This is a genomic window from Salinicoccus halodurans (assembly GCF_900114445.1).
Classification (GTDB): Bacteria; Bacillota; Bacilli; order Staphylococcales; family Salinicoccaceae; genus Salinicoccus; species Salinicoccus halodurans.
The window spans coordinates 291,471-317,659 of sequence record NZ_FOTB01000005.1 but is presented as its reverse complement, the minus strand read 5'-3'; the positions used below and the strand labels follow the sequence as shown (position 1 = coordinate 317,659).

At 42.3% G+C, this 26,189-nt stretch carries 33 protein-coding genes; 8 read left to right on the top strand and 25 right to left on the bottom strand.

Translation table 11 applies throughout. The features are described from left to right. Positions 1–4: 4 nt before the first annotated feature. The 7 genes from BM271_RS12215 to BM271_RS12190 form a co-directional block, all read right to left on the bottom strand. Positions 5–1,504 (bottom strand): hypothetical protein, encoded by a 1,500-nt coding sequence (locus tag BM271_RS12215; RefSeq protein ID WP_046790657.1) that lies wholly within the window; start codon positions 1,502–1,504, stop codon positions 5–7. Between the two features lie 4 nt (positions 1,505–1,508). Beyond that, the gene (locus BM271_RS12210; RefSeq protein WP_046790658.1) at positions 1,509–1,829 is read right to left on the bottom strand and encodes a YfhH family protein; all 321 of its coding nucleotides are present in this window, start codon (positions 1,827–1,829) and stop codon (positions 1,509–1,511) included. Continuing rightward, on the bottom strand, positions 1,816–2,595 hold the full coding sequence (locus tag BM271_RS12205; RefSeq protein WP_046790659.1) for a RecX family transcriptional regulator: 780 nt from the start codon (positions 2,593–2,595) through the stop codon (positions 1,816–1,818). The genes BM271_RS12210 and BM271_RS12205 overlap by 14 nt, the downstream gene beginning before the upstream one ends. Positions 2,596–2,605: 10 nt before the next feature. Then, the gene (locus tag BM271_RS12200) at positions 2,606–3,115 is read right to left on the bottom strand and encodes an acyl-CoA thioesterase (protein ID WP_046790660.1); all 510 of its coding nucleotides are present in this window, start codon (positions 3,113–3,115) and stop codon (positions 2,606–2,608) included. A 105-nt stretch (positions 3,116–3,220) separates the two neighbouring features. Continuing rightward, positions 3,221–3,376 carry a hypothetical protein gene (locus tag BM271_RS14430; protein WP_200795351.1) on the bottom strand — a complete coding sequence of 52 codons (156 nt, stop codon included), beginning with the start codon at positions 3,374–3,376 and terminating at the stop codon, positions 3,221–3,223. A gap of 70 nt (positions 3,377–3,446) precedes the next feature. Then, positions 3,447–4,679 carry an aminopeptidase gene (locus tag BM271_RS12195; protein ID WP_046790661.1) on the bottom strand — a complete coding sequence of 411 codons (1,233 nt, stop codon included), beginning with the start codon at positions 4,677–4,679 and terminating at the stop codon, positions 3,447–3,449. 17 nt (positions 4,680–4,696) lie between these two features. After that, on the bottom strand, positions 4,697–4,894 hold the full coding sequence (locus tag BM271_RS12190; RefSeq protein WP_052749888.1) for a DUF1128 family protein: 198 nt from the start codon (positions 4,892–4,894) through the stop codon (positions 4,697–4,699). 154 nt (positions 4,895–5,048) lie between these two features. On the opposite strand from BM271_RS12190, the gene BM271_RS12185 reads away from it, so the two are divergent. The 4 genes from BM271_RS12185 to BM271_RS12170 all read left to right on the top strand — a co-directional run bounded on the left by BM271_RS12185 (position 5,049) and on the right by BM271_RS12170 (position 7,285). Continuing rightward, positions 5,049–5,369 carry a hypothetical protein gene (locus BM271_RS12185; RefSeq protein WP_046790663.1) on the top strand — a complete coding sequence of 107 codons (321 nt, stop codon included), beginning with the start codon at positions 5,049–5,051 and terminating at the stop codon, positions 5,367–5,369. Between the two features lie 60 nt (positions 5,370–5,429). Then, the gene (locus BM271_RS12180) at positions 5,430–6,473 is read left to right on the top strand and encodes a YihY/virulence factor BrkB family protein (protein WP_046790664.1); all 1,044 of its coding nucleotides are present in this window, start codon (positions 5,430–5,432) and stop codon (positions 6,471–6,473) included. Beyond that, entirely contained in the window at positions 6,457–7,023 is a 567-nt protein-coding gene (locus BM271_RS12175; RefSeq protein WP_046790665.1) for a beta-class carbonic anhydrase, read from the top strand. The genes BM271_RS12180 and BM271_RS12175 overlap by 17 nt, the downstream gene beginning before the upstream one ends. A 67-nt stretch (positions 7,024–7,090) precedes the next feature. Then, complete coding sequence (locus tag BM271_RS12170; RefSeq protein ID WP_046790666.1) at positions 7,091–7,285, top strand: hypothetical protein; 195 nt, start codon at positions 7,091–7,093, stop codon at positions 7,283–7,285. A 130-nt stretch (positions 7,286–7,415) separates the two neighbouring features. On the opposite strand, the gene map is transcribed toward BM271_RS12170, so the two are convergent. Next, positions 7,416–8,171, bottom strand: a complete 756-nt coding sequence (gene map, locus BM271_RS12165; RefSeq protein ID WP_046790667.1) for a type I methionyl aminopeptidase — start codon at positions 8,169–8,171, stop codon at positions 7,416–7,418. A 104-nt stretch (positions 8,172–8,275) separates the two neighbouring features. Between map and BM271_RS12160 the strand changes: the two genes are divergently transcribed. Then, the gene (locus tag BM271_RS12160) at positions 8,276–9,292 is read left to right on the top strand and encodes an FUSC family protein (RefSeq protein ID WP_046790668.1); all 1,017 of its coding nucleotides are present in this window, start codon (positions 8,276–8,278) and stop codon (positions 9,290–9,292) included. Between the two features lie 6 nt (positions 9,293–9,298). Here the strand turns inward: BM271_RS12160 and dinB are convergent, their stop codons facing one another. The 6 genes from dinB to BM271_RS12130 all read right to left on the bottom strand — a co-directional run bounded on the left by dinB (position 9,299) and on the right by BM271_RS12130 (position 13,769). Continuing rightward, positions 9,299–10,366, bottom strand: a complete 1,068-nt coding sequence (dinB, locus tag BM271_RS12155; protein WP_046790669.1) for a DNA polymerase IV — start codon at positions 10,364–10,366, stop codon at positions 9,299–9,301. Positions 10,367–10,435: 69 nt separating this feature from the next. Further along, the gene (locus tag BM271_RS12150; protein WP_234960582.1) at positions 10,436–10,984 is read right to left on the bottom strand and encodes a DUF3267 domain-containing protein; all 549 of its coding nucleotides are present in this window, start codon (positions 10,982–10,984) and stop codon (positions 10,436–10,438) included. A gap of 7 nt (positions 10,985–10,991) precedes the next feature. Next, positions 10,992–11,519 (bottom strand): DinB family protein, encoded by a 528-nt coding sequence (locus BM271_RS12145; RefSeq protein WP_046790670.1) that lies wholly within the window; start codon positions 11,517–11,519, stop codon positions 10,992–10,994. A gap of 28 nt (positions 11,520–11,547) precedes the next feature. Then, positions 11,548–12,228: a response regulator transcription factor gene (locus tag BM271_RS12140; RefSeq protein ID WP_046790671.1), complete on the bottom strand. Its 681-nt coding sequence runs from the start codon at positions 12,226–12,228 to the stop codon at positions 11,548–11,550. Continuing rightward, on the bottom strand, positions 12,200–13,318 hold the full coding sequence (locus BM271_RS12135; protein ID WP_046790672.1) for a sensor histidine kinase: 1,119 nt from the start codon (positions 13,316–13,318) through the stop codon (positions 12,200–12,202). Before BM271_RS12135 ends, BM271_RS12140 begins: the two co-directional genes overlap by 29 nt. Positions 13,319–13,343: 25 nt before the next feature. Further along, the gene (locus BM271_RS12130) at positions 13,344–13,769 is read right to left on the bottom strand and encodes a hypothetical protein (protein WP_082103677.1); all 426 of its coding nucleotides are present in this window, start codon (positions 13,767–13,769) and stop codon (positions 13,344–13,346) included. Between the two features lie 141 nt (positions 13,770–13,910). On the opposite strand from BM271_RS12130, the gene BM271_RS12125 reads away from it, so the two are divergent. Further along, entirely contained in the window at positions 13,911–14,951 is a 1,041-nt protein-coding gene (locus BM271_RS12125) for an NAD(P)/FAD-dependent oxidoreductase (RefSeq protein ID WP_046790674.1), read from the top strand. 39 nt (positions 14,952–14,990) lie between these two features. Here the strand turns inward: BM271_RS12125 and BM271_RS12120 are convergent, their stop codons facing one another. Both BM271_RS12120 and BM271_RS12115 read right to left on the bottom strand, forming a co-directional pair. After that, positions 14,991–15,218: a hypothetical protein gene (locus tag BM271_RS12120; RefSeq protein WP_046790675.1), complete on the bottom strand. Its 228-nt coding sequence runs from the start codon at positions 15,216–15,218 to the stop codon at positions 14,991–14,993. Between the two features lie 12 nt (positions 15,219–15,230). Next, positions 15,231–15,641, bottom strand: coding sequence for a VOC family protein (locus BM271_RS12115; RefSeq protein ID WP_046790676.1), 411 nt, complete (start codon positions 15,639–15,641; stop codon positions 15,231–15,233). A 200-nt stretch (positions 15,642–15,841) separates the two neighbouring features. On the opposite strand from BM271_RS12115, the gene BM271_RS12110 reads away from it, so the two are divergent. Then, a complete protein-coding gene (locus tag BM271_RS12110; protein WP_234960580.1) occupies positions 15,842–17,275 on the top strand; it encodes a hypothetical protein in 1,434 nt (477 codons plus the stop codon). Between the two features lie 89 nt (positions 17,276–17,364). On the opposite strand, the gene BM271_RS12105 is transcribed toward BM271_RS12110, so the two are convergent. From BM271_RS12105 to BM271_RS12065, 9 genes are all read right to left on the bottom strand, one after another. Further along, positions 17,365–17,733 carry a hypothetical protein gene (locus BM271_RS12105; protein ID WP_046790678.1) on the bottom strand — a complete coding sequence of 123 codons (369 nt, stop codon included), beginning with the start codon at positions 17,731–17,733 and terminating at the stop codon, positions 17,365–17,367. Positions 17,734–17,757: 24 nt separating this feature from the next. Then, positions 17,758–18,255 carry a DUF1648 domain-containing protein gene (locus BM271_RS12100; protein WP_046790679.1) on the bottom strand — a complete coding sequence of 166 codons (498 nt, stop codon included), beginning with the start codon at positions 18,253–18,255 and terminating at the stop codon, positions 17,758–17,760. A 415-nt stretch (positions 18,256–18,670) separates the two neighbouring features. Then, the gene (locus tag BM271_RS12095) at positions 18,671–19,093 is read right to left on the bottom strand and encodes an Ohr family peroxiredoxin (RefSeq protein WP_046790680.1); all 423 of its coding nucleotides are present in this window, start codon (positions 19,091–19,093) and stop codon (positions 18,671–18,673) included. Between the two features lie 171 nt (positions 19,094–19,264). Continuing rightward, complete coding sequence (locus BM271_RS12090; protein WP_234960578.1) at positions 19,265–20,575, bottom strand: DUF4407 domain-containing protein; 1,311 nt, start codon at positions 20,573–20,575, stop codon at positions 19,265–19,267. A gap of 128 nt (positions 20,576–20,703) precedes the next feature. Then, the gene (locus tag BM271_RS12085) at positions 20,704–21,642 is read right to left on the bottom strand and encodes a nucleoside hydrolase (protein ID WP_338054652.1); all 939 of its coding nucleotides are present in this window, start codon (positions 21,640–21,642) and stop codon (positions 20,704–20,706) included. A gap of 105 nt (positions 21,643–21,747) precedes the next feature. Then, positions 21,748–22,440 carry an ABC transporter permease gene (locus BM271_RS12080; RefSeq protein WP_046791539.1) on the bottom strand — a complete coding sequence of 231 codons (693 nt, stop codon included), beginning with the start codon at positions 22,438–22,440 and terminating at the stop codon, positions 21,748–21,750. A gap of 2 nt (positions 22,441–22,442) precedes the next feature. Continuing rightward, positions 22,443–23,378 carry an osmoprotectant ABC transporter substrate-binding protein gene (locus BM271_RS12075; RefSeq protein WP_046790681.1) on the bottom strand — a complete coding sequence of 312 codons (936 nt, stop codon included), beginning with the start codon at positions 23,376–23,378 and terminating at the stop codon, positions 22,443–22,445. A 9-nt stretch (positions 23,379–23,387) separates the two neighbouring features. Further along, on the bottom strand, positions 23,388–24,023 hold the full coding sequence (locus BM271_RS12070) for an ABC transporter permease (RefSeq protein ID WP_046790682.1): 636 nt from the start codon (positions 24,021–24,023) through the stop codon (positions 23,388–23,390). Further along, a complete protein-coding gene (locus tag BM271_RS12065) occupies positions 24,023–25,189 on the bottom strand; it encodes a betaine/proline/choline family ABC transporter ATP-binding protein (protein WP_046790683.1) in 1,167 nt (388 codons plus the stop codon). The genes BM271_RS12070 and BM271_RS12065 overlap by 1 nt, the downstream gene beginning before the upstream one ends. Before the next feature lie 200 nt (positions 25,190–25,389). On the opposite strand from BM271_RS12065, the gene BM271_RS12060 reads away from it, so the two are divergent. After that, positions 25,390–26,148, top strand: a complete 759-nt coding sequence (locus BM271_RS12060) for an alpha/beta hydrolase (protein WP_046790684.1) — start codon at positions 25,390–25,392, stop codon at positions 26,146–26,148. Positions 26,149–26,189: the final 41 nt, after the last annotated feature.

Genomic DNA, 26,189 nt, shown 5'->3' with positions numbered 1-26,189 from the left:
CCTCCTATTGATTAATGTAGAGCCATGTTTCATTTGATGCATCCAAGATCATAAAACCGCCGTCCCGGAGTCTGAAAATGACATCTTTGGATTCGAGTCCATGTTCTTCATATAAACCGTTTATATCGGAAGCGGGTATGGTCATTGAGAATACATAGCCGTTCCTGAAATGATAAGTCACTGGAAAACCTGAAACAGAGGCGTGCCTGTCGTCAGATGATGACAAGTTGAAACCGTCAATGACGGTACTCGCTTCCCTTCCCAGATACCTGGTATAGAACTGGTATGAATCCACGAATTTCTCACTGGTGTAAGGAAGCAGCGATTCAAAAGACACTTCAGGATACAGACTGGCAGGATTGAAGTAGATCAGGCTCTCTTCATCCGCTGCGTATTCTGAATCACCAATAATTACCGTATATCCATCTCCCCGGTTCGAATCCACCTCGACCAGACTCAGGTGGGACAGCACCTGCTCTCCAAACTGCATGCTGTCTTCTGCGGTCAGAGCATAATATATCCTCTCGTTTTCCGATTCTGCATCAGGTACAGTGACTGATTGATTCTGTTTGGTATTCGCAGATCCGGTGAAAGAAATATCCATGAAAATGACGATACTCGACATCAGCATCATGAACAGCAGAACGATGGAAATTATGATTTTCCTGATATTCAAACCATCGATGAGTCCGGTCTGCTTCCGGCTCAACCTTTGCAAAGAATGTTTATATCTCGCATATTCAGAAACATCCTGTTTCCACTCAAGATCAAATAAAACTTCTTCATCCACACTCTTGAGCTGGCTTTTCCTCCTCATATACTCATTGTAAGTATCCACGCCTTTTTTGACACTGCCATCATAGCGTATCTGTCCGTAGCTGAGCCATATGAAATAGTTCGCCAGCATGCTGACCGGTTCAATATCATTCTCCAGGAGAAGTATGCCCCGCTCTGATTTTTCCTGGTTGTTGACGGCACTCTTGAACATCTCTCTGTCCCGTTCGGTCAAATGACGGTACATGTTGCAGTATATGATGATTTCAGCATCGGCCACTTTGGACATTTCTATCAGTATCAATGCAATTTCCCGACGCGTAAGATCTTTGACGGGTGTTCCCCAGTTCTTTCTGAAGAGGGGCTGCTCTTTCAATTCTTCAATGACATTCTGAACATCATCCGGTCCCATATATTCGTCCAGAAGCTCTGTTACAAAAATATTTACAGGGTGCCTGTGATGGATATGGTCCATAACATCCAGACTGAGGATTGAACTTTTCGTTTTGATCTTTCCTTTGGAAACATCAAGTGTGCCGCTGACAACCTCTTTTAAATAGGAAAGAGATTCATAGTCCGACAGTATTCCGAGCACTTCTCCTTTATAAAGGTGGAAAGTGACATCTTTTAACATCAGACCTTCAGCACGGCCGAGCATCCGGTCCTTGAACTTTACCGGTTCTTTAGCATACGTCAGGTCTAACGCCCTGAGCAGAATGATGTCGTGCATCTAATCAACCTTTCTTGCTTAGCTGGAGCATGCTTACTGGAATACCCGTCTCTTTCTCATTTCCACCGACATAGAATCCCCAGGCGAAAACCCCTTTTATATATTCCACTTTAAAATAAAAGTCTTCATTACTGATGATTTTATAGATTTTTCCCGGCTCTATCAGAGACAGGTCGATCAGATAACTTTCGGCGATCAGGACCTGACGTTCGTGCACACGGTACTCATTTTCTATTCCCATCATTTCCGCTTTGCGCATTTTTTCCCGTTTATCAACGATGTACGCCTCTATTTCACGTCTCGTCATTGTATTAAATGAACTCATCTTCTATACCGCCTAACTTTTCCTGAATCATATCGTAGTTATAGCCTCTTCGCATCAATGCCTGAATCAGCTTTTGTCTTGAAGCATAAGAACAATCTTTCTTCATATACTTATTGTAATACTTTTCAAAGTCTTTCTCAAAATGGGATGTCTCATCAAATTCATCATCTTCGAATGAAATCAGACCTATGTGGTCTTTATTATATCCTTTTTGATAAAGTTTCTCCTGTAACTTCATCTTGAACTGGCGATATGCACCTTTATGTTTCTTCAGCTCTTTTGCTTTTATCCGGTTCATTCGCGCTTCATCGACCTCCGAGTCGAAGACACGCGTCATCCGAATGATGATGTCTTCATCAACCCGGTGCTTTTTCAGCTCTCTTGAGAGCGCTCCCGGTCCTTTGTCGCCCGTGTTCAGCATCGTATTTTTCAATGCTTCAGCATAATGGCTGTCATTGAGATAGCCTTCATCTTTGAGACGGTGAATGGTCTGTGAGATGATTTCCGGTCCATAATCTTCATCCAGGTAATCTTTCATTTCATTTATAGACCGAAGCTTATAGCTGATGTATTTCAGCGCATCGACATATGCCCTGTCGTATTGAATCGCATTCAATATCCGGTCATATTCCGCTTCATCCAATTCAGTGCCCTTGATGAGACGGTATCTCACGAGTGATTCTTCATGCGCATTAAACGAATCACCATTATCCATGACTATCTTGAACATGCCTGCTTTAAGTTCAACCACTTTTGCAATACGCATTTAACTCACCCTAATCCAGAAGATCGTTCGCAAAAAATTCCCTGAGTGCTTTGGACCTGTCACGTCTGTGACGGCGGTGTTCAGATCTTTCTTCACCTGTTTCATCAAGCCATTTCAGCCTGTCATTATCCGGTATTAATTTCGGCACTTTAATCGGCTTCTTGTCATCGCTCAGTGCCACAAAAGTCAGAAAGCTGAAAGCTGCAAGGCTGACTTCTCCGGACTCTTCCAATTCCTCTTTTGAAATCTTGACCAGGACTTCCATCGAAGAAGTACCTGTATGAGTGACCATGGCCTCCAGAATGACTACATCCCCCAGGTTGATCGGTTCGAGGAAATCCACTGAATCGATGGATGCTGTCACCACTTTCGACCTTGAATGCCGTCTGGCTGCGATGGATGCCACATCATCTATGTATTCCATCAGTCTGCCTCCGTACAGTGTCTGGTGATTGTTTGTATCCGGCGGCAGCACATTTGAAGTCTTGACTGTATATGATTCCGACATCTTTTTTTCCATACTATCCCCTCCATGCTTAGCACTACTATAATAGCACATTTTCAACAATAAAAAAGAAGGGATAAGCCATATCCCTTCCTGAAAACCGTCATCTTTTGCGATAACTTAAATTTTACGCTCCAGTGCTTCCTCCGGAGTATCGATTACCAGTGCATCCTTACCAGGGAGCGCCTTAGTCAGGAAGTATGACAACACCCCTGCAAAAGCGAAAATAGCAAAAACGAATGCAGCCAGAACTAGAAACATCATTCCAAAACTCATAGGTATCCTCCTATTGAACTTTTCTTATTAACTTAAGTTTATCATATTTTTCTCTTTTTGCATCAAGAATTTAAAAAGCCCAGTTCCCTTTTTCAAAGATTTTCGTCTCATTGCCGTTATCATCAATACCGTATATATCCAGCTTGTCGGAACCGATCATAAAATCAACGTGACTGATGGAATCATTGAGCCCTGCTTTTTCGAGTTCTTCCCTGGACATCGACTTTCCGCCTTCAAGACAGAAAGCGTAGGCGCTGCCCAAAGCAATATGACACGAAGCATTTTCATCAAATAATGTGTTATAGAATAATTTACCCGTATTTGAGATCGGTGAATCATGCGGAACAAGGGCAACTTCCCCGAGGTATCTTGATCCTTCGTCCGTATTGAGCAGATTTTCGAGCACTTCATACCCTCTTCCCGCCTCAAAATCCACCACTTTTCCATCTTTGAATGTAAGTTTGAAATCGTCAATGATATTACCGCCGTAACTGAGCGGCAATGTATTGGAAACGTAGCCGTTCATCCCCGTTTTTTCAGGGACACTGAAAACTTCCTCCGTCGGCATGTTGGCCATGAAACGCTCCCCATCTTCATTGACACTTGAAGCACCTGCCCACAGGTGTCCCTGCGGCAGTCCCATTACAAAATCCGTTCCGGGCGCTTCATATCTTAATGCTTTATATTTCTTATCATTCAGGTAGTCGACTTTTTCATGAAGTGTCCGATCCAGCGCTTCCCATGCTTCCACCGGATCTTCAACGTCTGCCCGCACTGTATAAAGAATGAGGTCGAGCAGTGCTTCGACCGCCTCATCATCACTTTTATCCGGGAAGACGAGCTTAGCCCATTCCACTGATGGATAACCCGCTACGCACCAGCTGTGATAGTCGGATTGTATACGGTTTGAGAAATCTTTGAATGCATTTCCCGCAGCGATCTGCATCGCCTGTAACTTTTCCGGGTCCACACCTTTCAGCAGTTCAGGAGATGAGGATGTAATGCTCAGGAATCCTGCCTTTTCATCCGAGTAGTGCATTCTTTCATCAATGGCCCACTGATGGATGGTACTGAGTTCTTCTTTCGTCTGATAATCAGCATGCAGCCGAGTCAAAGTATCATCAGAAAGACTCACTTTGACTTCTTTCGCCCCTTTTTCATATGCCTTCTCCGTTACGCGTCTGATCAAAGGCAGCGCATCGACACTTGATCTTACAAAAACACGTCCGTCTTTTTGTACATTCAGGCCGACTTCCACAAGCAAATCAGCATATTTATCCAGCTTTTCATCAAGATTTTTCAAAAATGCTTCCCCCTTTATTACTTCCTGAGTTTTGAGAGTTCTTCAATAATTGCAGATTGTTCTATAGCAGAAATATTCGATCTGCTTGTAACCATATTGTGAATCCCTTCGATTTCATCAATGTTTGCATCATCAAAATCTTCGGATCTGAACATCCCCTTGTTTACTACTTTCAGCTTATCCTCAATTTCATTCAGCATCTTGCTTTTATCCATTCGTAAGCCCTCCATATCGTTTCTATTGACATATTTATATTAACAAAGTTCTATCGATAATAAAATTTAAAATCAGGATAATGGATGAATATAGTTTAAATTTGTTTTAAAATGGTTATAAGCAACTATACAAGTGCTAAAAAGGAGAATGTACATGAAAAACAAACTTATTCCCGCAATCCTGATCGGTGCTGCTGTTGGTGCAGGCCTCAGTCTGATTGACAAGGGTACAAGAGATTCAGTAATCAGCAGTTCCAAGGACCTTAAATATTATGCACAGAATCCGGATGAGGCTAAACAGAAACTCTCTTCCAATTCAGGTCAGTCATCCAAATTTGACTCCCTTAAAGAAGAAGTGATGTTCTGGAAAGACACAATCGAAGAAATCAGACAAAACAATCCGGAACTTGAGCAATCAATCATGGATGCCAAAGATACATTTATGAAAAAACGTGATCAGAAGAATTTAAATTAGAATTGAATATTAGAGGGGCTGACGGCAGTTGGCCCTTTTTTGATAAAGAGGTGAAATTTTATGGCAGAGAAAAAAAGCAGTTCAAATTATTTAAATGAAGTGAAGATGACTGAACAACAGAACAAAACAGAAGGGTCATCGGGCGATAATGGCGAAACGTTTGTTGATGAAGTGAGGTTCAAATCAAAAACGCCAAAAAAAGAGGATGAAAAACTGTACGTTTCAAAAATCAACAAACCGGCGAAGGTTAAGAAAGACCCTAATTTCTTTCAAAGTCTAATGTTTCAGTTTTCAAAAGATAATACATCAGGGATGGCTGCACAGCTGGCCTACTATTTCCTGCTGGCAATCTTCCCGCTGCTGATATTCCTCTTGACGCTTGTGCCTTTATTCCAGATTGATCAGGCGACCATCACTCAAATGATTCAAGACTATGCTCCTTCCGATATTGCCGGTATGCTGGATAAAATCATATCCGACGTCATGGGCTCATCCAGCGGCGGCCTGCTCTCAGTAGGTCTGATCGTCACGTTGTGGTCCGCTTCAAACGGCATGACAGCGTTGATGAATGCATTCAATGTGGCCTATGACATTGAGGACAACAGGAACTTCATCGTGGCAAAGCTTCTCTCAATAGTGTTTACAGTCATACTGGCACTGTCAGTCATATTGACTTTTGTGCTGATCGTATTCGGAGAAGCGATCGGAAATCTGATGTTCGGAGTCATCGGCCTCGACAGCCAGTTCCAGACATTATGGAATCTCGTGAGAAGCATTCTGCCGGTACTGCTGGTATTCGTGGTATTCCTGGTCATGTATACGACGGCACCAAATATCAAACTTACAATCAAATCAGTGATTCCAGGCACTTTATTCACAACAATCGCTTTTCTTGTGGCTTCATGGGGATTCAGTTTCTATATTTCAAACTTCGGCAACTACTCTGCCACATACGGCAGTATCGCCGGTGTAATCATTTTGATTTTATGGTTATATATCACTGGTGTTATAATAATATTAGGCGCACAGATTAACGCAATCATGAAAAAGCGTACTTTACGAAAAGAGAAAGAGGCAGACACAAAAGATGAGTCTATTGCATGATTTACTTGAATTCAACCAGCAGTTCGTAGAAAACAAAGAGTACGAGAAGTACACGACGACGAAATCACCTGATAAGAAGATGGTCCTTGTTTCCTGCATGGATACAAGATTGACAGAATTATCAACGAAGGCGCTCGGCCTTAAAAATGGAGATATCAAACATATCCAGAATGCCGGTGCAATGATCTCCCATCCTTACGGCAGTACGATGAGGAGTATACTGGTCGCAGCATACATGCTCGGTGCCGATGAAGTAGTCATAATGGGACACCACGATTGCGGCTTTGGAGCACTTCAGCCGGAACCTGTCATGGAAGAGATGGAGAAACGCGGCATAGAACCGAATGTATTTGAAACTTTGAAACACTCCGGCATTGATATCAAAGAATGGCTCAAAGGGTTCGACAGTGTTGAAGAGAGCGTGAAAGGGAATGTTGAGAAAGTCCGGAGCCATCCGCTTATGGTGCCTGATATTCCCGTACATGGATTGGTTATTAACCCGGATAATGGCAAAGTCGATTTGATTACTGATGGATATGAAAATAAGTAAGCTAATAGCTTGAATGATGTTATTTTACACTATTTTGAGGTATACTAGAGGTAAGGAGGGGATGAAGATGCATATCAAAGAAAGAGGTACTCCCGAACGCGGTATCGATCGTATGCAAAACGAAGGCGGCGGAAGCAGTGCTCTTTATGACTTAACCGACCGACATCTTGAAGAAGAGACTCCCCAAGATACCGACATCCTTCCAGAAGATCAACTGCCTGAAGAGACAGAGGGACCGGTTGATAAGAGAAGCCCCGCTTAAGGCCGGTTGATTCAATATAGAAGGATGGCAAAAAGGACTGGAACCAACCTGATCACTCAGGCCTTCAGTCCTTTTTGTATGCCATTCTTTAAAATAATGAACCTGGGAACAGAGTTCCCGGGTTCTAATATCACTCTTCAACAAGCGTGAGCAGTTTTGGCCCCTCGCTCGTCACCAGAATTGTATGCTCTTTCTGTGCGACAAAACTGTTGTCTTTTGTTTCAAATGCCCAGTCATTTTTGCCATCCGTTACAAAGGAAGCTTTTGAAGATATGAATGGCTCAACTGCAATGACCATTCCTTCTTTTAGAAGTTCATGGTTTGTTGGATCGTAGTAATTCATGATATGCTGCGGTGCATCATGCAGACTTTTGCCCACGCCGTGGCCAGTAAGATTTTTAATGACATTCAGGCCATTTTTACGTGCGACCTTGTGCACTGCGCGGCCGATCTGACTGACTTTCGTGCCCGGTTTGATCTTTTTGATCGCTTCATCCAAAGCCATTTCACATACATCAACGACTTTCTGTTTCATTGGGTCTTCAGTTTCGCCTACGATGAAAGAGATGCCCGTATCGGCGAAGTATCCATTTTTCTTGGCAGATACATCAACATTTACCAGATCTCCATCTTCGAGCACCCGTTTCCCCGGAATGCCGTGCGCGACTTCTTCATTGACACTGATGCATGTATATCCCGGAAAGTCATACTCGCTGATTGGTGCACTTTCCGCACCCATTTCTTCAAGCAGCCTGCCGCCGATTTCATCCAACTCTTTAGTAGTCATCCCCACTTTTGCAGATTCAACAAGCGACTTGAGCACCCTTCCGCAAATTTGGCCGATTTCTTCAAGATGTTTCAGTTCTTCATCAGTTTTGATAATCATTTTATTCCCTACTTACTTTTAAAAATATGTTTTCATTTTCATTATAACAAATTCTTCATGCTATACTGTCAATACAGCTTAAATTTAGAGAAAGAAGTTATAATATGACTTTTGATATACGTAAAATTATTGGTCCGAGAATTATAAAAACAGGTATTTCCACATTCCTTACTGCGATAATCTGCATGATGCTGAATCTGCCTCCAATATTCGCGGTCATAACGGCAATAGTTACGATTGAACCCACTGCATATGCCTCTCTAAAAAAAGCGTATGTCAGGTTTCCCGCATCCATCATCGGCGCGTTTATCGCTGTTGTGTCACTTTACCTTTTCGGAGAAAGTGCCTTCACATATTCCCTCGCAGCTACACTGACAATTTTTGTCACTTATAAATTGAATCTGCAGGCAGGTGTACTTGTTGCGGGTATCACGGCCGTTGCAATGGTACCGTCTGTCGGAGATGCTTATTTTTACAATTTCTTCTCACGCCTGGCCACAACTACTATTGGACTGGCAATCAGCACTCTTATCAACTTTTTAATTCTACCGCCTAAATACACGGGTCAGATACAGGAAATGACCAGGTCCACAACGAAAAAGACCCATAAACTATTGATACAAAGGCTTGAAGAGCTCACTGAGAGCAGATTCATCTCGAAAAGATCCGAAAAAGAATATGGCAGCATTCAAAAACAGATCACCGAATCAGAGAAACTTCTGAAGTATCAGCAGGATGAATTAAAGTATCATAGATCGAACCGCGAAGAGATGCGGCTGATGAACCGGCTGGAGCGTGAAATTCAGTTCAAGAAGCTCTATTTCATCCATGTAGGCAATCTGATATATCTGCCTGAAAATATTGCAATGGATTTTTCTGATGTGGAAAAAGAAGCAATGAATGAAATCGCCCGATATTTGAACACCGACTTTTCTTCCTTAAAAATGACGAATCCCTCAATCAGATCGCTGCGGCGCCAGATTAAAGGGATGGATGAAGAAAAAGAAGCATTTAAAATTCATGTCCTGTATGAAATTATAATTATTTACCAGATGATCGTTCAGCATGAAAAAACAACCGGAGAAGTCAAGAAGGTGGATATAAAAGTAAGCACTGATTAATGGCATTTATAAGAAATCATATATCGTCAAATTCCGGTATGTGCGTTCTGATAAGTGAGATACTGTCACCCCGATGAGCCTTATCGGCTCTTCGGGGCTTTTCACATCATGGTATAAGGAATATGCATAACGAAATATCTCCTCTCCTCGAAAAATGGGATTATCCGTCATCATCTGCTTTGTATGTGTGGCATAATCGGCTGTCTTTGTCTTTACAGTCACGACCCTGCCTGCAAATTGATGCCTGTCCAGATTGTTACTCACTTTATCACTCAGCGTCTCCAATACTTTGAGGATTTCAACATCATCGTTGATGTCATAGTTGAATGTGGTTTCTTTACCTACAGACTTTCTGACCCTTTCCACTTTCAACTCTGCTGTACCTATGCCTCTTGCTTTTTGATAAAGCCCTGCTCCCCTTTTGCCAAAATGCCTGATCAATTCTTCCTCTGACCAATTATACAGATCCCGGCCTGTATATATGCCAAGATCTTTCATTTTTTCTTCCGTCACCTGCCCGACTCCGGGGAATTTTCCGATAGGCAGTCCATTCAGCACGTCCTGCACGTTATCGTAATGGAACACAGTCGTGCCTGCGGGTTTATTCATCCCCGAAGCAATTTTAGCCAAATACTTGTTATAGGAAATACCGCTCGATGATGTCAGTTTCGTAGCATCATAAATCTCTTTTTGGATGCTGAGTGCTATCGACCGCGCAGTACGCTCTCTTGAGACCAGATGGGTGATATCGAGATAGGCCTCGTCGAGAGACAGAGGTTCGACAACTTCGGTATACTTCAGGAAAATCTCCATGACTGTTTTAGAGATTTCTTTATACCGTTCAAATCTGGGTGTCAGGTATATCCCGTCGGGGCACAGCTTATGTGCCTGTTTCGTGGGCATCGCAGAGTGTACACCGTATTTCCTGGCTTCATAGCTTGCAGTGGACACAACACCCCTGCTCCATGATTTTCCGCCGACAATTATCGGTTTGCCGCGGTATTCCGGATTGTCCCGCTGCTCCACCTGGGCAAAAAATGCGTCCATATCAATATGAATTATCCTTCTTTCCATTTGTTTCACCTGACATTAATTCTTAGTTACTTCATTATAACATAAAAGCGAACCTACGTTCGCTGGCAGTCAGCTATTATTTGGCTGTGTTTCATAAAGGGTCATACCCACATCTGTATCCTCGGCATATTTTAAATTCCTGTATTTCAGCATCAGGTACACGTAATAAAAATCACCTGCGCATCCGCCCGTGTGTATTGCAAGCAGGTATTTATAGGACGCATGCGGAAATGTAAACATCAACAGCAGCAATATAGCCGTGATGAGGAGGAATGGCATCAATATGATGACTATATACTGCTTTCTGGAATATACTTCACCGGGGGCAGTGGCATAAAGCATTCCTGACATATACCCGAATTTCACTTTGGTTGCTGGTGAAAACAACTTGAAAAACAGCCCGTGTATTCCCTCATGGAATGTGAATACAGCAAAGAGCAATGCCAGCGTGATCAATATTGTACCGAATGTGACCCTGAATTCGACACCGCCGTCTGTCATCTGTGCCAAAAATGCCCCGCCGTCCATCCATATGGGAGGAATCAGCATAATTACCGTAATGATTACTGATATCGCAGTAATGATGTTTAATGACTTCTTATCATCAAAAATATTCAATTCATACTTATCGATACTCCCCCACCCTTTCCAGTACAATTCTGTAATGATGCGCTTCGTGGATCTTCGCCACTTTCACCGTCTGTATGATGTTCGGATAACCAGGAACAGGATCCGGATATCTGATCCAGTACAGCTCATCTTTGTTCAAACCTTCCAGACACTTTTTAAGTTTATCCGTTTCTTCTTCAAGCATCAGCCGGAGCTCGCCTTTAGTGTATTCCTTTCTCATATTTGGAATCAATACGGCAGGTGCCTGCATCGTTTTCCCGGCATATATATTTTCCATCCTCCCGTCGTAATACTTCGGTCTCTGATGTAACAGTTTCATGTAACTTCCTGCTAACGGGACATACACCTGAGAAAGCTGACGGGTCAGTTTCAAAAGCAGATAACAATGATAGATCACTTCACCTACACTCCATTTATCCGGCACTGTCCGTTTATATATATCCCTGTTAAATGTATCGGTACTGAAATAATCATTACGCAATGTTTCCAGTTCATCGAAAATATTTTCGAGTTCTTTATACATGGTCACCTTCCAGCCTTCCTTATGTGGATTAGTCCAAAAACTTATATCCTACTCCCCATACTGTTTCTATATACTTCTGATCATTCCACTCGATCTTCTCCCTGATTTTTCTGATATGGACAGTCACCGTACTGAGATCACCCAAAGCTTCCCCGCCCCATATTCTGTCAAATAGATGCTCTCTGGAAAACACCTGATTCGGATGTGTGGACAAGAAGTGAAGAATATCAAATTCTTTGGCCGTCAGAATGATCTGTTTCCCGTCCAAAGTGACAACTCTTGATTCGGGATCAATGGCCAGTCCCCTTATTTCTGTTTTTCCATCAGAAGAATTCTTCTCCATAATCCTTTGGTACCTGGTTACATGGGATTTCACCCTGGCAACGAGCTCGTTGGGACTGAACGGCTTGGTGATATAGTCATCGGCACCCAGATTCAACCCTCTTACGATATCGATGTCAGATACCTTGGCTGTCACCATTAAAATCGGAACATCCACCTCATCACGGATCTTTTTCAATATTTCAAAACCGTCTATATCCGGCAGCATGATATCCAGTACTATAAGATCATAGCCGCCTGTGTAAACCATACGGAGACCGTCTCTGCCATTCAAAACAATATCCGAACCGATGTCATTGACTTCGAGATAATCTCTTTCGATTTCAGCTATGCTTGCGTTATCTTCTATAATCAGTACTCTGGTCATTCTGCACCTCGCTCAGGGGGAGTTTTACTGTAGCCATCGTCCACTCGCCCTGTTCACTTTTAATATCTATTTGCCCGCCGTGACTCCTTACAATATTTTCCACAATGGAAAGGCCCAGCCCGCTGCCTCCGGTTTTTTTATTACGCGACGATTCCTCTCTGTAAAACGGTTCGAAAATTTTGGGCAGAACCTCTCTGTCTATCCCTCTTCCATTATCTTTAATGTCCACGACAGCATCATTTCCTGTCCGCGAGAGTCTGATATCTATTACGTGGTTTTCTCTGCACCTGTACTTCACGCTGTTGTTCAGCAAGTTCGTGAACACTCTTGAAAGTTTCATCCTGTCCGCGGGGATAACAATGTCAATCTCTGTCGGATGTTCATAGGACCACTCAATTTTTTCATCTTCCAGTTCAAGTTTTGCTTCGTCGATGATGTGGCTCAAAAATTGATCCAGCTCGATACATTCCTTTTCCAGCGGGGACTCTTCCATATTCAAATTTGAGAATAAAGACAGCTCGTCGATCAGCTTGTCAAGTTCCCTCGTTTTAGCTGCAATCGTTCTTAAATATTTTTTCCTCTTCTCCGGTGTCGCTGCCACTCCATCAATCAGACCATCAACATATCCCTGTATGGACGTGACAGGAGTCTTCAGGTCATGACCAATGCTTTCAATCATTGTTCTTTTCTCTTCGATATAGGCTTCATTCAATTCTTTCGAAGCTTTTAACTTCAAACGCATGTCATCAAACTCGCGGGCCAAATCGGAAAGTTCATCATTCCCTGAAGTATCCACTGAAAATTCCAGATTGCCACGGCCTATTTCTCTGGCAGCCGCTCTCAGTTTATTCAATGGTTTTATAATTGTCCTTGAAAGCAATAAGATCAGCAGACTGTTTATGACGATGATTGCCAGAGCAAAAAGAATCAGCCGTGCAGCTGTAAATGTACCTATATTATTTTCATTGAGGGACTGTCCCAAAAAAACAAAGAATACATATCCCAGCAGGATTTCAATGACAAAAAATGCGGCGACCGGTAAGACAACCAACAATATATTGGATAGCAGCAATCGTTGTTTTATCGTCATCCTATCCCTCCGTACCCTGTTTACATCATCTTATCAATTTACGGATGATAAATGCTACTCCCCCAAGCAGTACACCCATGATTGTACCTGTCATTATACCGCTGAATACTACTGCAATCCTTGGCACAAATATCCTGATGTATGCCGGGGTGTCCGTCAGATTTCCTCCCAGTTGCGGCGGCGCTTCAAAAGAGGACGTCCATAATACCTGGTGTGTGAGAGCCAGCATCACTCCAAAGGCAACACCAAGCATCAACATAAGTCTAAAAGGATATATCTGCTTTTTCATTACTGCCACTGCCAGCCATATCAGAATCGGGATGAACACAAATAATGAATTTATAAATGTGCCCTCATCCAGCCATCCCAGATCGTGGCCGATTACCCGGGGGACACCCAGAAGTGCCAATAGTAAAATACTCAAAAGTGATAAACCTGTAAATTTCTTCATAATCATTCTCCTTAATTTTGATATATACAGAGAATAATCATTGATCATTATTAAAATATGAAGCAATTCTTAAATATTTCTTAAGTTTTTACCTATGTCTCTTCAGAGTTTACGTTATAATATTTTACGGGAGTGATTTACATGTCAACATACACAATCGCAGGAGGCGGCATTGCAGGCGCTTCCATAGGCTACCACCTTGCCAAAGCCGGCCATACTGTCACATTATACGACCGTGCCGATACCGGCCAGGCCACTGCCGCTTCAGCCGGCATCATCTGCCCCTGGGTCAGTCAGAAACGCAACAAGAACTGGTATCGTCTTGTGACAGCCGGAGCGAGATACTATCCTGAATTCGTTGAAACGATAGAAGCGGAAACCGGAGTATCAACCGGCTATAAACGGGAAGGTGCGCTTTGTCTTTTCAAAGATGATGTTGTACTGGAAAAAGGGTTCAACCGAATCCATTCAAAAAAAGAAAATGCTCCTGAAATGGGAGAAGTATATAAAGTACAGAGGGAAGATGTGAAAAAGATGCATCCGCATCTGACAGATCTGTATCCCGGTGTTTATGTAGAAGGCGGCGGCCAGATTGAAGGCGCCAATCTGCTGAAAGCTTTAAAAGCAGGATTCCTGCACCATGGAGGACAATGGATCAATCAAGATTTCGAACACAAAAAAGCGGAGGGTCTTTTGATCTATGCTTCAGGTGCCTGGGCGATAGAGCAGGGTTACCAGCCTGAAATCAGGCATCAGCGTTCTGAAGTTTTCCATTTTGAAGTAGAAGAAGCGGTAAAAACAGCAGATACACCTGTCGTCATGGCACTCGGCCCGATCTACCTGGTGGAACTGGGTACCAACAAATACGCAATCGGTACAACACATGTAGAAACAGAAAGTTTCTCTGCAGAACCTTCACAGGAAAACTATGAATACCTCAAAGGACTCGCACAGCGGTATTTCCCTGATTCTCAAATCAGGGATATCAATATGATGGTCGGACTCAAACCATTCGCCCGTGATTATATGCCGTATATCGGATATGTGGAAAAAAATGTTTTCGTTGCTAACGGCCTGGGCTCGACAGGACTCACGGCAAGCCCTGTACTCGGCAGGGAAGTTGCAAAATTCCTGAATGGTGAAGAGACAGAGCTGAACTTTGACGATTATTCCTATCTGTAAAATAAAACCCGTAAGAATTTTTCTTACGGGTTTTATTCACTATATAATTGCCATAAAGACGGAAAAAGCATAATAAACCAGCACTGCAATATTCAATAACAACAGTACTATCGACAGTCCGTTCTTTCTGAATTTGAAATTTATACTGCTGAACACCGTCCCCAAAATCGCCAGTAATAAATTCAGGGCCCAGATATATGACGGGTCAAAAATAGTGGCAAGAACAATGATGAGTACCGGTATCACTGCACAAAACATTCTTAACATAAGATTTCCCCCTTATGTGTTCGGACAGCTAAGTTGCCATTTGATGCCAAATTCATCAGTAAGCATTGCGTGTCCTTTAGCGAAAAATGTTTCCTGCAGTTCCATTTCAACCTGCCCTCTGTCTCTGAGGACATCATACGCATGTGTAATATAACCCAGGCGTTTATCTGTTACAGCCACAGTGATATTATTGCCTTTGACAATATCCGATTGACCGCCTCCATCAGAAAACATAATTTCAGTGCCGCCCACGTTGATTTTCCCGTGAATGATCAGTTCCTTATCCGGTGAATCTTCATATTCACCACCGGGAACCTCACCGTAGGTCATCAACTCTGCCGGCTGGGTCTGAAAAGCAGTTTCATACAGTTCCGCTGCTTCCCCCGCCTCTTTTTCAAACATAAAATATGGATTGACCGCCATAAAACCTTCCCCCTTCAATATAAAACAATATTCCCTGAAAATGCCCCCTTTAAATATGTTTCATCATTCAGAATATTACAGTATTTTATGAATAAAATCAATCTGTGCTGAGGTTCCGAAGGTTCTAATATGGCAGGCTCAGCCTATGTTTTTAAGCAATAAATAAATAGTTTTGTATTCCATGAGCCATTTGGACTATAATGGATGAATATAGTTTAATTCAGAACGTTTTTGGTCTTGGAAAGAAGGTGAAATATTTGAGTTTCCTCTACAACCAGAACATTATTAAAAACTTCTTCTATTTATATGCCACACTCTTCATGCTGTTTTTAATTTATTTCTTCAGCAATATTGATGCTCTGGGAACAGTCGTGAGTATCATGTCATTTGCGGTATTGCTCATCTCATGGCTTTTTGCTTCACGATTATTCAAGATGATTGGTGCTGCATTCATCTCCACAGGTGTCATTTTAAGTTTTACTGCGGGAGATTCATTTCAGACAATAATCAGTAATACGACAAGCAACCTCCCTCTCCTGTTCTTCTTCAGTATACTTCCCTGGATCGGGACAGTGGTAAAAGTCGGCGGTCTTGACGAGAGTATTACCGAAATGGTTCAGGATGAGCAGAACAGGGTTGAGAAGATCTATGGCAGAAGTCTTTTTACCACATATTTTCTTGGTGTTTTTTTGAATTTGTCAGCGATTTACATAATTCAGCAGGTATTGAGTGAACTGTTTAAAAAAGCAACCGTCACACTCAGACAGGAATTCATAATAAAATCCACACTCCGTGCGTTTTCTCTCGCAGTCATCTGGAGCCCGCTCGAGGTGATTGTCGGTCTGACAGTCGATTCAACCGGCCTTTCCTATTTTACTTTATTGCCCTGGCTTATACTTTGCTCGGTGGTAACGTGCCTTTCAGAGATTTACATCTCGCGAAAGGAATTCAAAAATGTAGAATTCGATGCACCATTCAAAAATGTAAATAAAAAGGAGTTAAAGCATTCCATCATAAAGATGCTTGTGCTGCTGGTCAGTTTCATGACACTCGTTATGACACTGAACAGCTTTTCCAATCTCGGGTTCATAATGACAGTTGCCCTTATCATTATTCCTTTCTCCTTTGTTACAGCAATCATAATGCAGAAATTTGAACTGTTCGTAAAAGGCGGCTGGACAGCATGGCGAAACCACAACAACACACTGCAGAACTTCGCCGTCCTGTTCCTCTCACTAGGAATATTTTCAGAAGGATTCAATGTCAGTCCGCTCCCTGGATTGATGCAACAGGTATTCGGCTATATCGACTCCTATGTTGTCCTTATCCTTATTCTGATAATGCTCGTCATTTATGCACTGGCAATGTTCGGCGTACACCCGATCGCCACACTTGCAATACTCTTTGAGGTACTGGGTCCAGTCATGAATTCTGAAAATATGCTCAGCATTGCAATCGTCATGATAGTGTGCGGGCTTTCTATTGCCCCTGCGGCGCCATATGGTCTGAACGCGACAATGACTTCACAGTATTTGCGGATCAACCCTTATAAAATCACTAAAATCAATATAGGATTTGCCTTCAGAATGGGCTTCATCGCAATCGCCATTGCAATGATTCCAACCCTCTTCTGATTGAAGGGCCGGCCGGGACAAATTGTCCCGGTTTTTTTCGTTGAAAAGCATACAAAAAAGCTGAAACATATAGCTTCAGCTTCAAAAATTTATGCATTCATCAGTCCCTGATAGATCAGTATGAAGATGAACAATAATAACAATCCAATGATGGCCAGATTTAAAATCCCTGCCAGCATGAGCACAACCATTTGCCAGCCTTCATAGTTGCGGATGTATTTAACCAGTTTATAACCGATGAAAAACACAAAAGGTGCGACAAATAAATAAGAGAAAATCAATGGTGCATTGCTGTCAGGTCCTAAATTAAAAATGAATACAGATAACAGGAATGCGGTTGTCAGGGCGATGAAATATCCTAAAGAGATGATGCGGATATTTTTATGTTCATTTCTTCCAAGGAAATATACTGTCCCGAGTATGCCAAATATGTAAAATAAAGCGATAATATAAATCATTCATGAATCTCACTTTCATATAAATTATTTAATCTTCATGCGCTTCGCGATTCCATATACCACTGGACCAAATATTAAAACTAGATTGATGGGAAACAGCCACCCGCCAAGGAAACTAGTATTAACAATTGCTACATGCATCATCTCAAGTATTGAGATTGAAAAAACAACGAAGAATGCATTTTTAGTCAAATTAAGCATAATACGGCTGTTTAGATAAAACGCTGCTCGATTGGTATCATTCAACCTTATCGGATAATTATGTACTTCAGGACGTCTTTCGAGAGCCTCCAGCGCTACGCCAACCAGAATACCGATTACCGGCAGTATCAGTAGTTCTATTGCGGTACCGTACCTGTCCACTTCACCCACTGCATTAAAATGTGCCGGGATTTTCTCAGGGAGGCTGTCCCACCCGAAAACCATCAATGCGATTGTAATTACAAACACACTATAGCCAATCACATTAGCTAAAATTTCAGTTGTTGTTTTAGGCAGATCAAGATGTTTTCTTTTAGTCATGGAAGTCTCCCCCCAAAAAATTCATCTATATAAGTATACTATAGAATACTGGATATTGAAAAAGCTGCAGACCTATTTAGGTCTGCAGCTTTTCTTCTTTTAATATTCTACGTCTTCATCCAGGTCTTCACCATTGGTCTCAATTACTTTCTTAGGAAACGTTCTCCGTAACTGCCATCCGAAATTCTTTTAATGTCCTCTGAATTACTTCTATTGCATTATCTTTCTCTCACTATGTCATGGTTATAGATTTTTTGTATGTCCTTAGGATAAGACTCCTCAAATTCAATTCTTTCACACAATGTTATTACTCATTTTTATTTAATATATATGTATATGACAAAAATAAAGACCATAACATGAAAAAGAGGAAGACAATAATTTGTCTTCCTCCATAACATAGCTATTTTAATTTTTATTTCACTGTCGCTTTGACATCAACATCGATGCCATTCTGTGTCATTTTGGAATATGGGCATGCTTTATGTGCATCCTGCACATACTGGTCAGCGTCTGACTGCTCTACTCCTTCAAATTCAACTTCGATTTCTGCACCAAGTCTGAAACCGCCGTCTGACTCATCTTTGAGCAGTTTTGCTGTAGCGATAACCACATGCTTTACATCCTGGGCGTTCGCTTTCTTCAAGACACCGTCAAGTGCACTATGGTAACATGCACTGTACGCTGCTGCGAACAGCTGCTCAGGGTTCGTTTCGTTAGTATCCTCGCCTGACATCTCTTTAGGCTGCTTCACGTTCATCTTAAAGGAATTGTCTTCGCTGTGCACTTCGCCGCCTCTGCCGCCGGTATTAAACACTTTTGCTTCATAGATACTCATTAATAATTCAACTCCTTATGTGTTATACATTCAATCTATTCCTTAAAATTGGCAGTCTCAAACATTCTGTTTGCTTCTTCCTGGAGGATTTATCCTTAAAAGCCATTTATTAAGTATTTTTCAATTAAAATAAAAACGTGTTCTGAAATTAATCAAAACACGCCCCCTTATCTATTCGCATGCATAATCATCTTTGTCCCTGTCCATTTTCGGCTGGTATGCTGCGTGGCCTGAAGGCACACCGTCAGGATATACTTTTTTGAGTTCTGTACAGTTTTGGAAATACTCAGTTCCATCTGATGAAGACGTTGATGATTTAGAAGAAGAATTGTTTTCTTCCGAATCAGAAGTCGGTTCTTCCTGATATATTTCAGAATCAAATGGATGCGGCAGCGACCATATACCGATATTTTCCTGCTGAGCCAGGGCCTGAGCCGTCTCCAGGCGTTCCAGATACCGTGTATTTGGCGGCTCCACATAGTTCACCTGAGCAAGACCTTCTCTGACTAGAATCTCGTTGAGCATTTTTCCATCCACATAGACGTAAGCGAGATTCCTTTGATAATGATCCTGTTTTGCACCGATATCAAATTCAACTTCTATAACATCAGCATTGCTCAGAAGTTCTTTCGTCCTGGCAGACGCTTCCTTTCCAAAAGGCTGCTCACCCAGACGGGGGTGCTTCGTTTCCGGAGTGTCGATCAGCAGATATCTGAATGGTTCATCGTTCCCATTATAAATGAACCGTGTCGTATCTCCGTCAGTAAATGAAGCGACAGTCACCGGAATCCGGTCTTCAGAAACCGGGTCAAAAGTCTTCTCTTCTTTCGGTTCTTCCTTGAATTCTTTCTCGGCTGTTGCTTCATCATCTTTTTTCTTTATTTCTATACTTTTTTCTTCTGCTGATTGTTCTTCTTTTTCCTTCTTCTCTTGCTCTATGGACTTCTCTTTCTCAAGTTTCCTGCGTTCTGCTGCGATTTCTTCTTTCTCAGCATCAAGCGCTTTTCTTTCTTCTTCCAGCTCTTCTTCAGAAATTGACGAATCTACTGTTTCCTCTTCCGTCACTTCTTCGACTGTTGCAGCAGCTTCATTCATTTCCCTTTCGACGTTTTCCGGACCATTTACAGTAGCTGCAACTATGAAGAAAAGTATGAAACCAGTGATGAAAGTAATACCTATACGCTTCTTGTATCCTTTAATTTCATCTCTTCTAATCCGTTTTATGATATACACCAGAATGAAAGCAAACATCAACAGGCTTACGTAGATCCATAGAATTCCAAATGCGACGGATAACCCTGATTCAGAATCAAACACCGCCGCCAATAATGTCAGTACTGACGTTACAGCAAAAAGTATGAGTGAACCCTGCCACCATTTCTTATAGTCTGAATCCGAAAAGTAACTGATCAAACCTGTCACGAAACTGATCAGCACGCCCAACCCTGACACAAATGATAAAAGCATTAAAAATATCGACATTTCATCCCTCTTAACTAAATTGATTACTGTAATTTTACTACATGATTACTTTTTATCAATATGAAATATATATATATCGCAAATTATATAAAAAACTCCTCTCTTTTTAAGAAAGAAGTTTTATGAAATCAGCTTTTCACCTTTAGCGTTTCGATAAAGTGACTGACGAATTTTCCACCTTCGACATCCAGACAAATTTCCACGTTAGGTTCTTTCTTCCACAGTTTTCTGAAGTCACAAATCGTCTGCCCATAACTGAGTTCACTTTTTGTCTCGACATCCACAAAGTACTTCTCAGTTTTCACAAATGTCGGATCCAGTACCACACCGACAGTCAGCGGATCATGAAGCGCACAGCCATCCATTCCAAACCGCTTTGAACTGTAATCTCTGTATACTTCTGTACTCTGCAGGACAAACTCATAATATTTGGTACCCTTTAATTTTTCTATGGTCTTTCTATTCATGAAAGTTTCTAATGTGACATCTAGACTCACGAGCTGTAAATTGAAACCTGCATGAAAAACAATCTTTGCCGCTTCTGCATCAGCATAAATATTGAACTCGGATGTAGGCAGGGAATTCCCGTGACCGGCTTTAGACACAAGCCCGCCCATAACGACGACCTGATCCACCCATTCGGCAATCCTCGGTTCTTTTCTTACAGCGAGCGCAAGATTAGTAAGCGGCCCGACCATAATCAGAGTGAGTTCACCAGCATGTGTTTTCGCCTGCTCTATTATAAAATCCGGGGCAAACATTTCTCCCTCCGGCTTTGTCGCTTCCATTTCGCTCAATGCTCCGCCAATGCCGTCATTACCATGCACTTTATATTCAGAATGCACTTCCTTCAATAAAGACCGGTCGGCACCACGGTACACTTTAAGGTTTTCGTCATCGATTAGCTGAATCACTTTTTTAGTATTTCTCACAACATCGTCCAAAGGCACGTTTCCGTTGACAGTAGTAATGCCGAGTAAATCGAGTTGCCTGCTTTCATATGCATAGATAATGGATAATGCATCGTCTATGCCAGTATCCACGTCCAGAATTGTTTTTTTCATCATTGAGATCCCCCATCTTCTTGGCCTTGTTCCTCTGAATATATTATATCCGATTTAAATAAAACAGAAAAAACCGCACATCCATGAAAAGTGATGTGCGGCTGTTCATTACATATTATCTGTGACCGATTGTGCTTTTGGCCCTTTCTTCTGGGCCCTCAGTGGATCGAGTCTGTTTTCAAGCAGTCTCAGTCCGACGTCGATGATGATTGCAATGATTGCGATTGGTACTGCCCCTGCCAGTATCATTGCGGTGCCATCTGTGGCGTTCGTACCGCGGATGATAATATCTGTGAGCGTGGAGGCTCCGATGAATGATCCGACCGCAACAACACCAATAGCTACAACAAGTGCAATCCTGAGCCCGCCGATGATGACTGACAACGCAAGGGGCAGCTCAATCATCCGCAACACCTGATTTCTTGTCATGCCCATACTCTTACCTGCATCTTTAATACTTGCATCCACTTCTATAAGTCCTGTGTAAGTATTTTTGATGATGGGCAGTAATGCATACAGGAAGACCGCAAGCACTACAGTATTATTCCCTAGCCCCATCACCAGCATCAGGATTGCCAGCATGGCAATGACCGGAACTGTCTGTATGATGTTGGCTACTGTAATGACGCCCTGTGAAATCCTGGCATACCTGGCAATCAGGATTCCAAGCGGTATACCAACAAGCGAAGCGAACAATACGCCGTATACCGACATCAGTAAATGATTGATGAACAATTCAAAGATATAGCTGCCGTTCGTCGTAAAATATCTGAAAAACTCCTGAATCAATGATTCCTCCACCATTATCTGCCCCCTTCCTCATCTTCAAAGTAGTTGTGCTCTTCCAAATACTCTTCTGCAACCAGCGCCGGTTCTCTGCCTTCACCGTCTGCTTTATAGTTCAATTGCTGCATTTGTTCCGTTGAAATCTTACCTGTAAGTTTCCCGACAATATCAACAAGTTCAGGATATTCTTCGAGAAGCTCATCTGTCGCCAGTGCGCTCGTATCATATGCCGGGAAGAATTCTTTATCATCTTCCAGCACGACAAGATCATAAGAAGCAATCCGGCCATCCGTGGTATACCCGAGTGAAACATCGAGACTTCCATTATCCAGGGCATCGTATACAAGGCCGATCTGCATCGGCCTCACCGTATCAAAGGAAAAACCGTAATGATCGACGAATCCCGGATAACCGTCCCCTTCACGGTTTAACCATGAGCTGTCCACTCCAAGTTCCAGCTCGTCCTTATGTTCCTCAAGATCTGATACAGTCTCAAGATCATATTCCTCAGCTGTTTCTTTGGTCACCATGAATGCATATGAGTTATCGAATCCATATGAATTAAAATATTTCTGATCAAATTGTTCCTGGAACTCTTCCTGGACAACCTGCATCGCCTCCTCAGAGTTGGCAATCGGGTCCTGACCCAGCGGGCCTGTGAGTTCCGTACCTGAATACCTTGTGCTGGACATATTCGCATCTCCATTGACGATGGCGTTGTGCTGTACAGTACTTGCACCCAGGTTATTGATGATTGTAGGTTTTATCTCACCGTCTGTGTCATGTTCAATAAGCAGACGCAGCATATGTGCCATGATTTGTGATTCACTCGTATTCAAAGCTGTGATTCTCACCGGATCGTTCGCACCACCGCCTAATCCAGGGAGGCTGCATCCAGATAATACAGTGAGACTCATCAAAGCCACTATAAATATTCTTTTAAAGTACTTCATAATAACCTCCTACCTGGATATTTTCAAACCTTTTGGAATTGTCATTTTTTCAACGAGGGACAACAGATAATCGGCAATCAGCGCGAGTGCCGTAACAAGTACAGCAGCTGAAACGATCATCAGAGGATCGTAGAGATTCAGGCCATTGAATACAAAGTCGCCTAAGCCCCCTGCACCGATATAACTCGCAAGTGTCGCCCAGCTGATGACATAGACGCTTGCCAGGCGGATGCCTGACATTATAAGTGGAAGTGCGAGTGGCAGATCGATGCTTTTCATCATTTGAAAATTCGTCATGCCCATGCTCTTTCCTGCTTCTTTCACGTTCGAATCAATATTCTGCACGCCGATTACGGTATTGTTCAAGATCGGAAGAAGAATGTAAACCGACAATGCGATGATTGCCGGTGTCTTCCCGACCCCGAACAATGGGATCATCAATGCCAGAAGTGCAATCGTCGGCACCGTCTGGAGAACACCAGCGGTTGTAAGAACCATGTTGCTCAGCCTTTTATTCTTCGCCAGGAATAAACCGATCGGCACGGCGATCAATATGCCGATACCCAGTGAAATCATGGAAATGAAAAAATGTTCTATCGACTTTTCAAACAGACCTGCAGCATTTTCATTCAGAAATTGGATCATTAAATATCAACTCCGATATCTTTTGACGGGTCGGAAGTTTGAACTTCCTCATCATCCCCCCAGATGGAATCGTAGACGATATCCACCAGGCTGGCGCGTGTAATCAAACCGACAAGTTTATTATCATCTTCAACTACAGGGACATTCCTTACGTTCCTTTTTAAAATCGTCCGTACAGAATCCTGCAGTTTGCTGTTTATGTTTACGCGGTAAATATCACGCTGCATGATATCAATCAGCTCAGCTTTTTTGCGCACACCTTCTTTAATATCCTCAATGTCCAGATAGCCCAGCAATTTTTGTGATTTGTTTGTGATCAATATTGTATCGATGCGATACTCCCGCATGATAGATACGGCATGATCCAATGAATCATCTATGTTTACCGTCTTGGGTATAATCATTGCCTTTTCCACCGTCTTCATGTTCGGGCGGTCCTGGATCAATCTGTTCTCTCCTATGAAATCACGCACGAAATCATTTGCCGGATTTTTAAGAATGTTGTCAGGCGTATCATACTGGACGACTTTACCGTGTGACATGATACATATTTTATCCGCCAGTTTAATCGCTTCATCCATATCATGTGTAACAAAGACGAACGTCTTACCCAGTTTTTTCTGAAGCTCTTTAACAAGGTCCTGCAGCGTGTCCCGGGTAATCGGGTCGAGTGCGCCGAACGGTTCATCCATCAAAATTATATCCTGTTCTGCAGCAAGCGCTCTGACAACACCGATACGCTGCTGTTGTCCGCCGGACAATTCCGACGGGTAACGATCCAGAAATGATTCAGGCAGGTCAACAAGTTTTATGAGTTCTTTCGCTTTCTCGTCTTTACGCTCCTGCGGCCATTTAAGTAATTTTGGCACGAGGACGATATTTTCCTTTATCGTCATATGTGGAAGCAGTCCGACCTGCTGCAGTACATAGCCGATTTTCCTTCTCAATTCCACAGGATCCATTTTTTTAGTCTCCATGCCATTGATGGTGACGACCCCGTCTGTCGGCTCAATCATCCTATTAAGCATTCTCAGTGCTGTCGTTTTACCACTGCCGCTCGTACCGATGAATGCCACGAATTCTCCGTCCTCAATTTCTATTGATAGATTATCGACCGCTTTGGTCTTTCTACCATATACTTTAGTCAGCCCTTTGATACTTAACATAGTTTGCTCCTTTATCGAATTCTTTATTTGCACCGTCCAATAGACATAGTTATTATAGCATAGAGGGTAAAAAAGACAAATGACTCCCAATTATATCAGGTTACTAAAGCGCTAACAAGAAATAAAATGCGAAATCGCATATAATTTTATTCAGATTAAATTTTCAATTATCATGTACTATGTTTTAGGAGGAATTACACATGGCACTCTTATCCATAAATTTTAATTCAACTGTTCTGGGAAAACATCATTCATTCAAAGTGATCCTCCCGGAGAATGACACTCAATTCGAACCGTCAAAAAAGACACAGACGTTAAAGACGATGCTGCTTCTGCACGGATTATCGAACGACGATTCGCTTTACACCCGTTATACGAATGTTGAACGGTTTGCCAACAGAGCAAACCTCGCTGTAATCATGCCCAGTGCCGACCACAGTTTCTATACAAACATGGTTCACGGACACAGCTATTACGATCATATACTGGAAGTCTGGGATTATGCACATCAGATCCTCCCCCTCTCAAAAGATAGGAAAGATAACTTCATTGCCGGGCATTCCATGGGTGGTTTCGGCACAATCCAGTTTGCATTTAAAGAAAGCGGAAGATTTTCAAAAGCCTGCTTCATGTCCAGTGCCACAAATCCGGAGAAGCTTGTGGACTATGACTGGTATGACTTTTCATTCAAAGGCATTGTCGGGCAAAATGATACCAGTGACGGCACTGTCCTGGATATCCGCCGGGACATAGAAGATGCATTGGAAAAAGGGGTGGATATACCAGAACTGTATATGATGTGCGGTACCGAAGATTATGTTTACGAGGATAATTTGAAATTCAAAAAGTTTTTGGAGGGAAAAGGGATAGATTTCAAATATGAAGAAGGTCCGGGAAATCACGACTGGGATTATTGGAATGCAGGTATTGAAAAAGCGATAGACTGGTTTATGAATTAATGACATCCCAAAGTTGAATTCCTGTCATCAACTTTGGGATG

Coding starts and splice junctions, on each gene's coding strand:
- BM271_RS12095 (WP_046790680.1), bottom strand. CDS start 19,093: ATGAGTATCTATGAAGCAAAAGTGTTTAATACCGGCGGCAGAGGCGGC.
- BM271_RS12135 (WP_046790672.1), bottom strand. CDS start 13,318: ATGACGATAAAACAACGATTGCTGCTATCCAATATATTGTTGGTTGTC.
- BM271_RS12085 (WP_338054652.1), bottom strand. CDS start 21,642: ATGATGAAAAAAACAATTCTGGACGTGGATACTGGCATAGACGATGCA.
- BM271_RS12090 (WP_234960578.1), bottom strand. CDS start 20,575: ATGTCGATATTTTTAATGCTTTTATCATTTGTGTCAGGGTTGGGCGTG.
- BM271_RS12170 (WP_046790666.1), top strand. CDS start 7,091: ATGCATATCAAAGAAAGAGGTACTCCCGAACGCGGTATCGATCGTATG.
- BM271_RS12110 (WP_234960580.1), top strand. CDS start 15,842: ATGGATGAATATAGTTTAATTCAGAACGTTTTTGGTCTTGGAAAGAAG.
- dinB (WP_046790669.1), bottom strand. CDS start 10,366: ATGGAAAGAAGGATAATTCATATTGATATGGACGCATTTTTTGCCCAG.
- BM271_RS12120 (WP_046790675.1), bottom strand. CDS start 15,218: ATGTTAAGAATGTTTTGTGCAGTGATACCGGTACTCATCATTGTTCTT.
- BM271_RS12115 (WP_046790676.1), bottom strand. CDS start 15,641: ATGGCGGTCAATCCATATTTTATGTTTGAAAAAGAGGCGGGGGAAGCA.
- BM271_RS12125 (WP_046790674.1), top strand. CDS start 13,911: ATGTCAACATACACAATCGCAGGAGGCGGCATTGCAGGCGCTTCCATA.
- BM271_RS12205 (WP_046790659.1), bottom strand. CDS start 2,595: ATGCGTATTGCAAAAGTGGTTGAACTTAAAGCAGGCATGTTCAAGATA.
- BM271_RS12175 (WP_046790665.1), top strand. CDS start 6,457: ATGAGTCTATTGCATGATTTACTTGAATTCAACCAGCAGTTCGTAGAA.
- BM271_RS12180 (WP_046790664.1), top strand. CDS start 5,430: ATGGCAGAGAAAAAAAGCAGTTCAAATTATTTAAATGAAGTGAAGATG.
- BM271_RS12190 (WP_052749888.1), bottom strand. CDS start 4,894: ATGGATAAAAGCAAGATGCTGAATGAAATTGAGGATAAGCTGAAAGTA.
- BM271_RS12140 (WP_046790671.1), bottom strand. CDS start 12,228: ATGACCAGAGTACTGATTATAGAAGATAACGCAAGCATAGCTGAAATC.
- BM271_RS12145 (WP_046790670.1), bottom strand. CDS start 11,519: ATGTATAAAGAACTCGAAAATATTTTCGATGAACTGGAAACATTGCGT.
- BM271_RS12185 (WP_046790663.1), top strand. CDS start 5,049: ATGAAAAACAAACTTATTCCCGCAATCCTGATCGGTGCTGCTGTTGGT.
- BM271_RS12160 (WP_046790668.1), top strand. CDS start 8,276: ATGACTTTTGATATACGTAAAATTATTGGTCCGAGAATTATAAAAACA.
- BM271_RS12200 (WP_046790660.1), bottom strand. CDS start 3,115: ATGGAAAAAAAGATGTCGGAATCATATACAGTCAAGACTTCAAATGTG.
- BM271_RS12100 (WP_046790679.1), bottom strand. CDS start 18,255: ATGACTAAAAGAAAACATCTTGATCTGCCTAAAACAACAACTGAAATT.
- BM271_RS12210 (WP_046790658.1), bottom strand. CDS start 1,829: ATGAGTTCATTTAATACAATGACGAGACGTGAAATAGAGGCGTACATC.
- BM271_RS12075 (WP_046790681.1), bottom strand. CDS start 23,378: ATGAAGTACTTTAAAAGAATATTTATAGTGGCTTTGATGAGTCTCACT.
- BM271_RS12065 (WP_046790683.1), bottom strand. CDS start 25,189: ATGTTAAGTATCAAAGGGCTGACTAAAGTATATGGTAGAAAGACCAAA.
- BM271_RS12070 (WP_046790682.1), bottom strand. CDS start 24,023: ATGATCCAATTTCTGAATGAAAATGCTGCAGGTCTGTTTGAAAAGTCG.
- BM271_RS12215 (WP_046790657.1), bottom strand. CDS start 1,504: ATGCACGACATCATTCTGCTCAGGGCGTTAGACCTGACGTATGCTAAA.
- BM271_RS12130 (WP_082103677.1), bottom strand. CDS start 13,769: ATGAAGAAATTTACAGGTTTATCACTTTTGAGTATTTTACTATTGGCA.
- BM271_RS12105 (WP_046790678.1), bottom strand. CDS start 17,733: ATGATTTATATTATCGCTTTATTTTACATATTTGGCATACTCGGGACA.
- BM271_RS12060 (WP_046790684.1), top strand. CDS start 25,390: ATGGCACTCTTATCCATAAATTTTAATTCAACTGTTCTGGGAAAACAT.
- BM271_RS14430 (WP_200795351.1), bottom strand. CDS start 3,376: ATGAGTTTTGGAATGATGTTTCTAGTTCTGGCTGCATTCGTTTTTGCT.
- map (WP_046790667.1), bottom strand. CDS start 8,171: ATGATTATCAAAACTGATGAAGAACTGAAACATCTTGAAGAAATCGGC.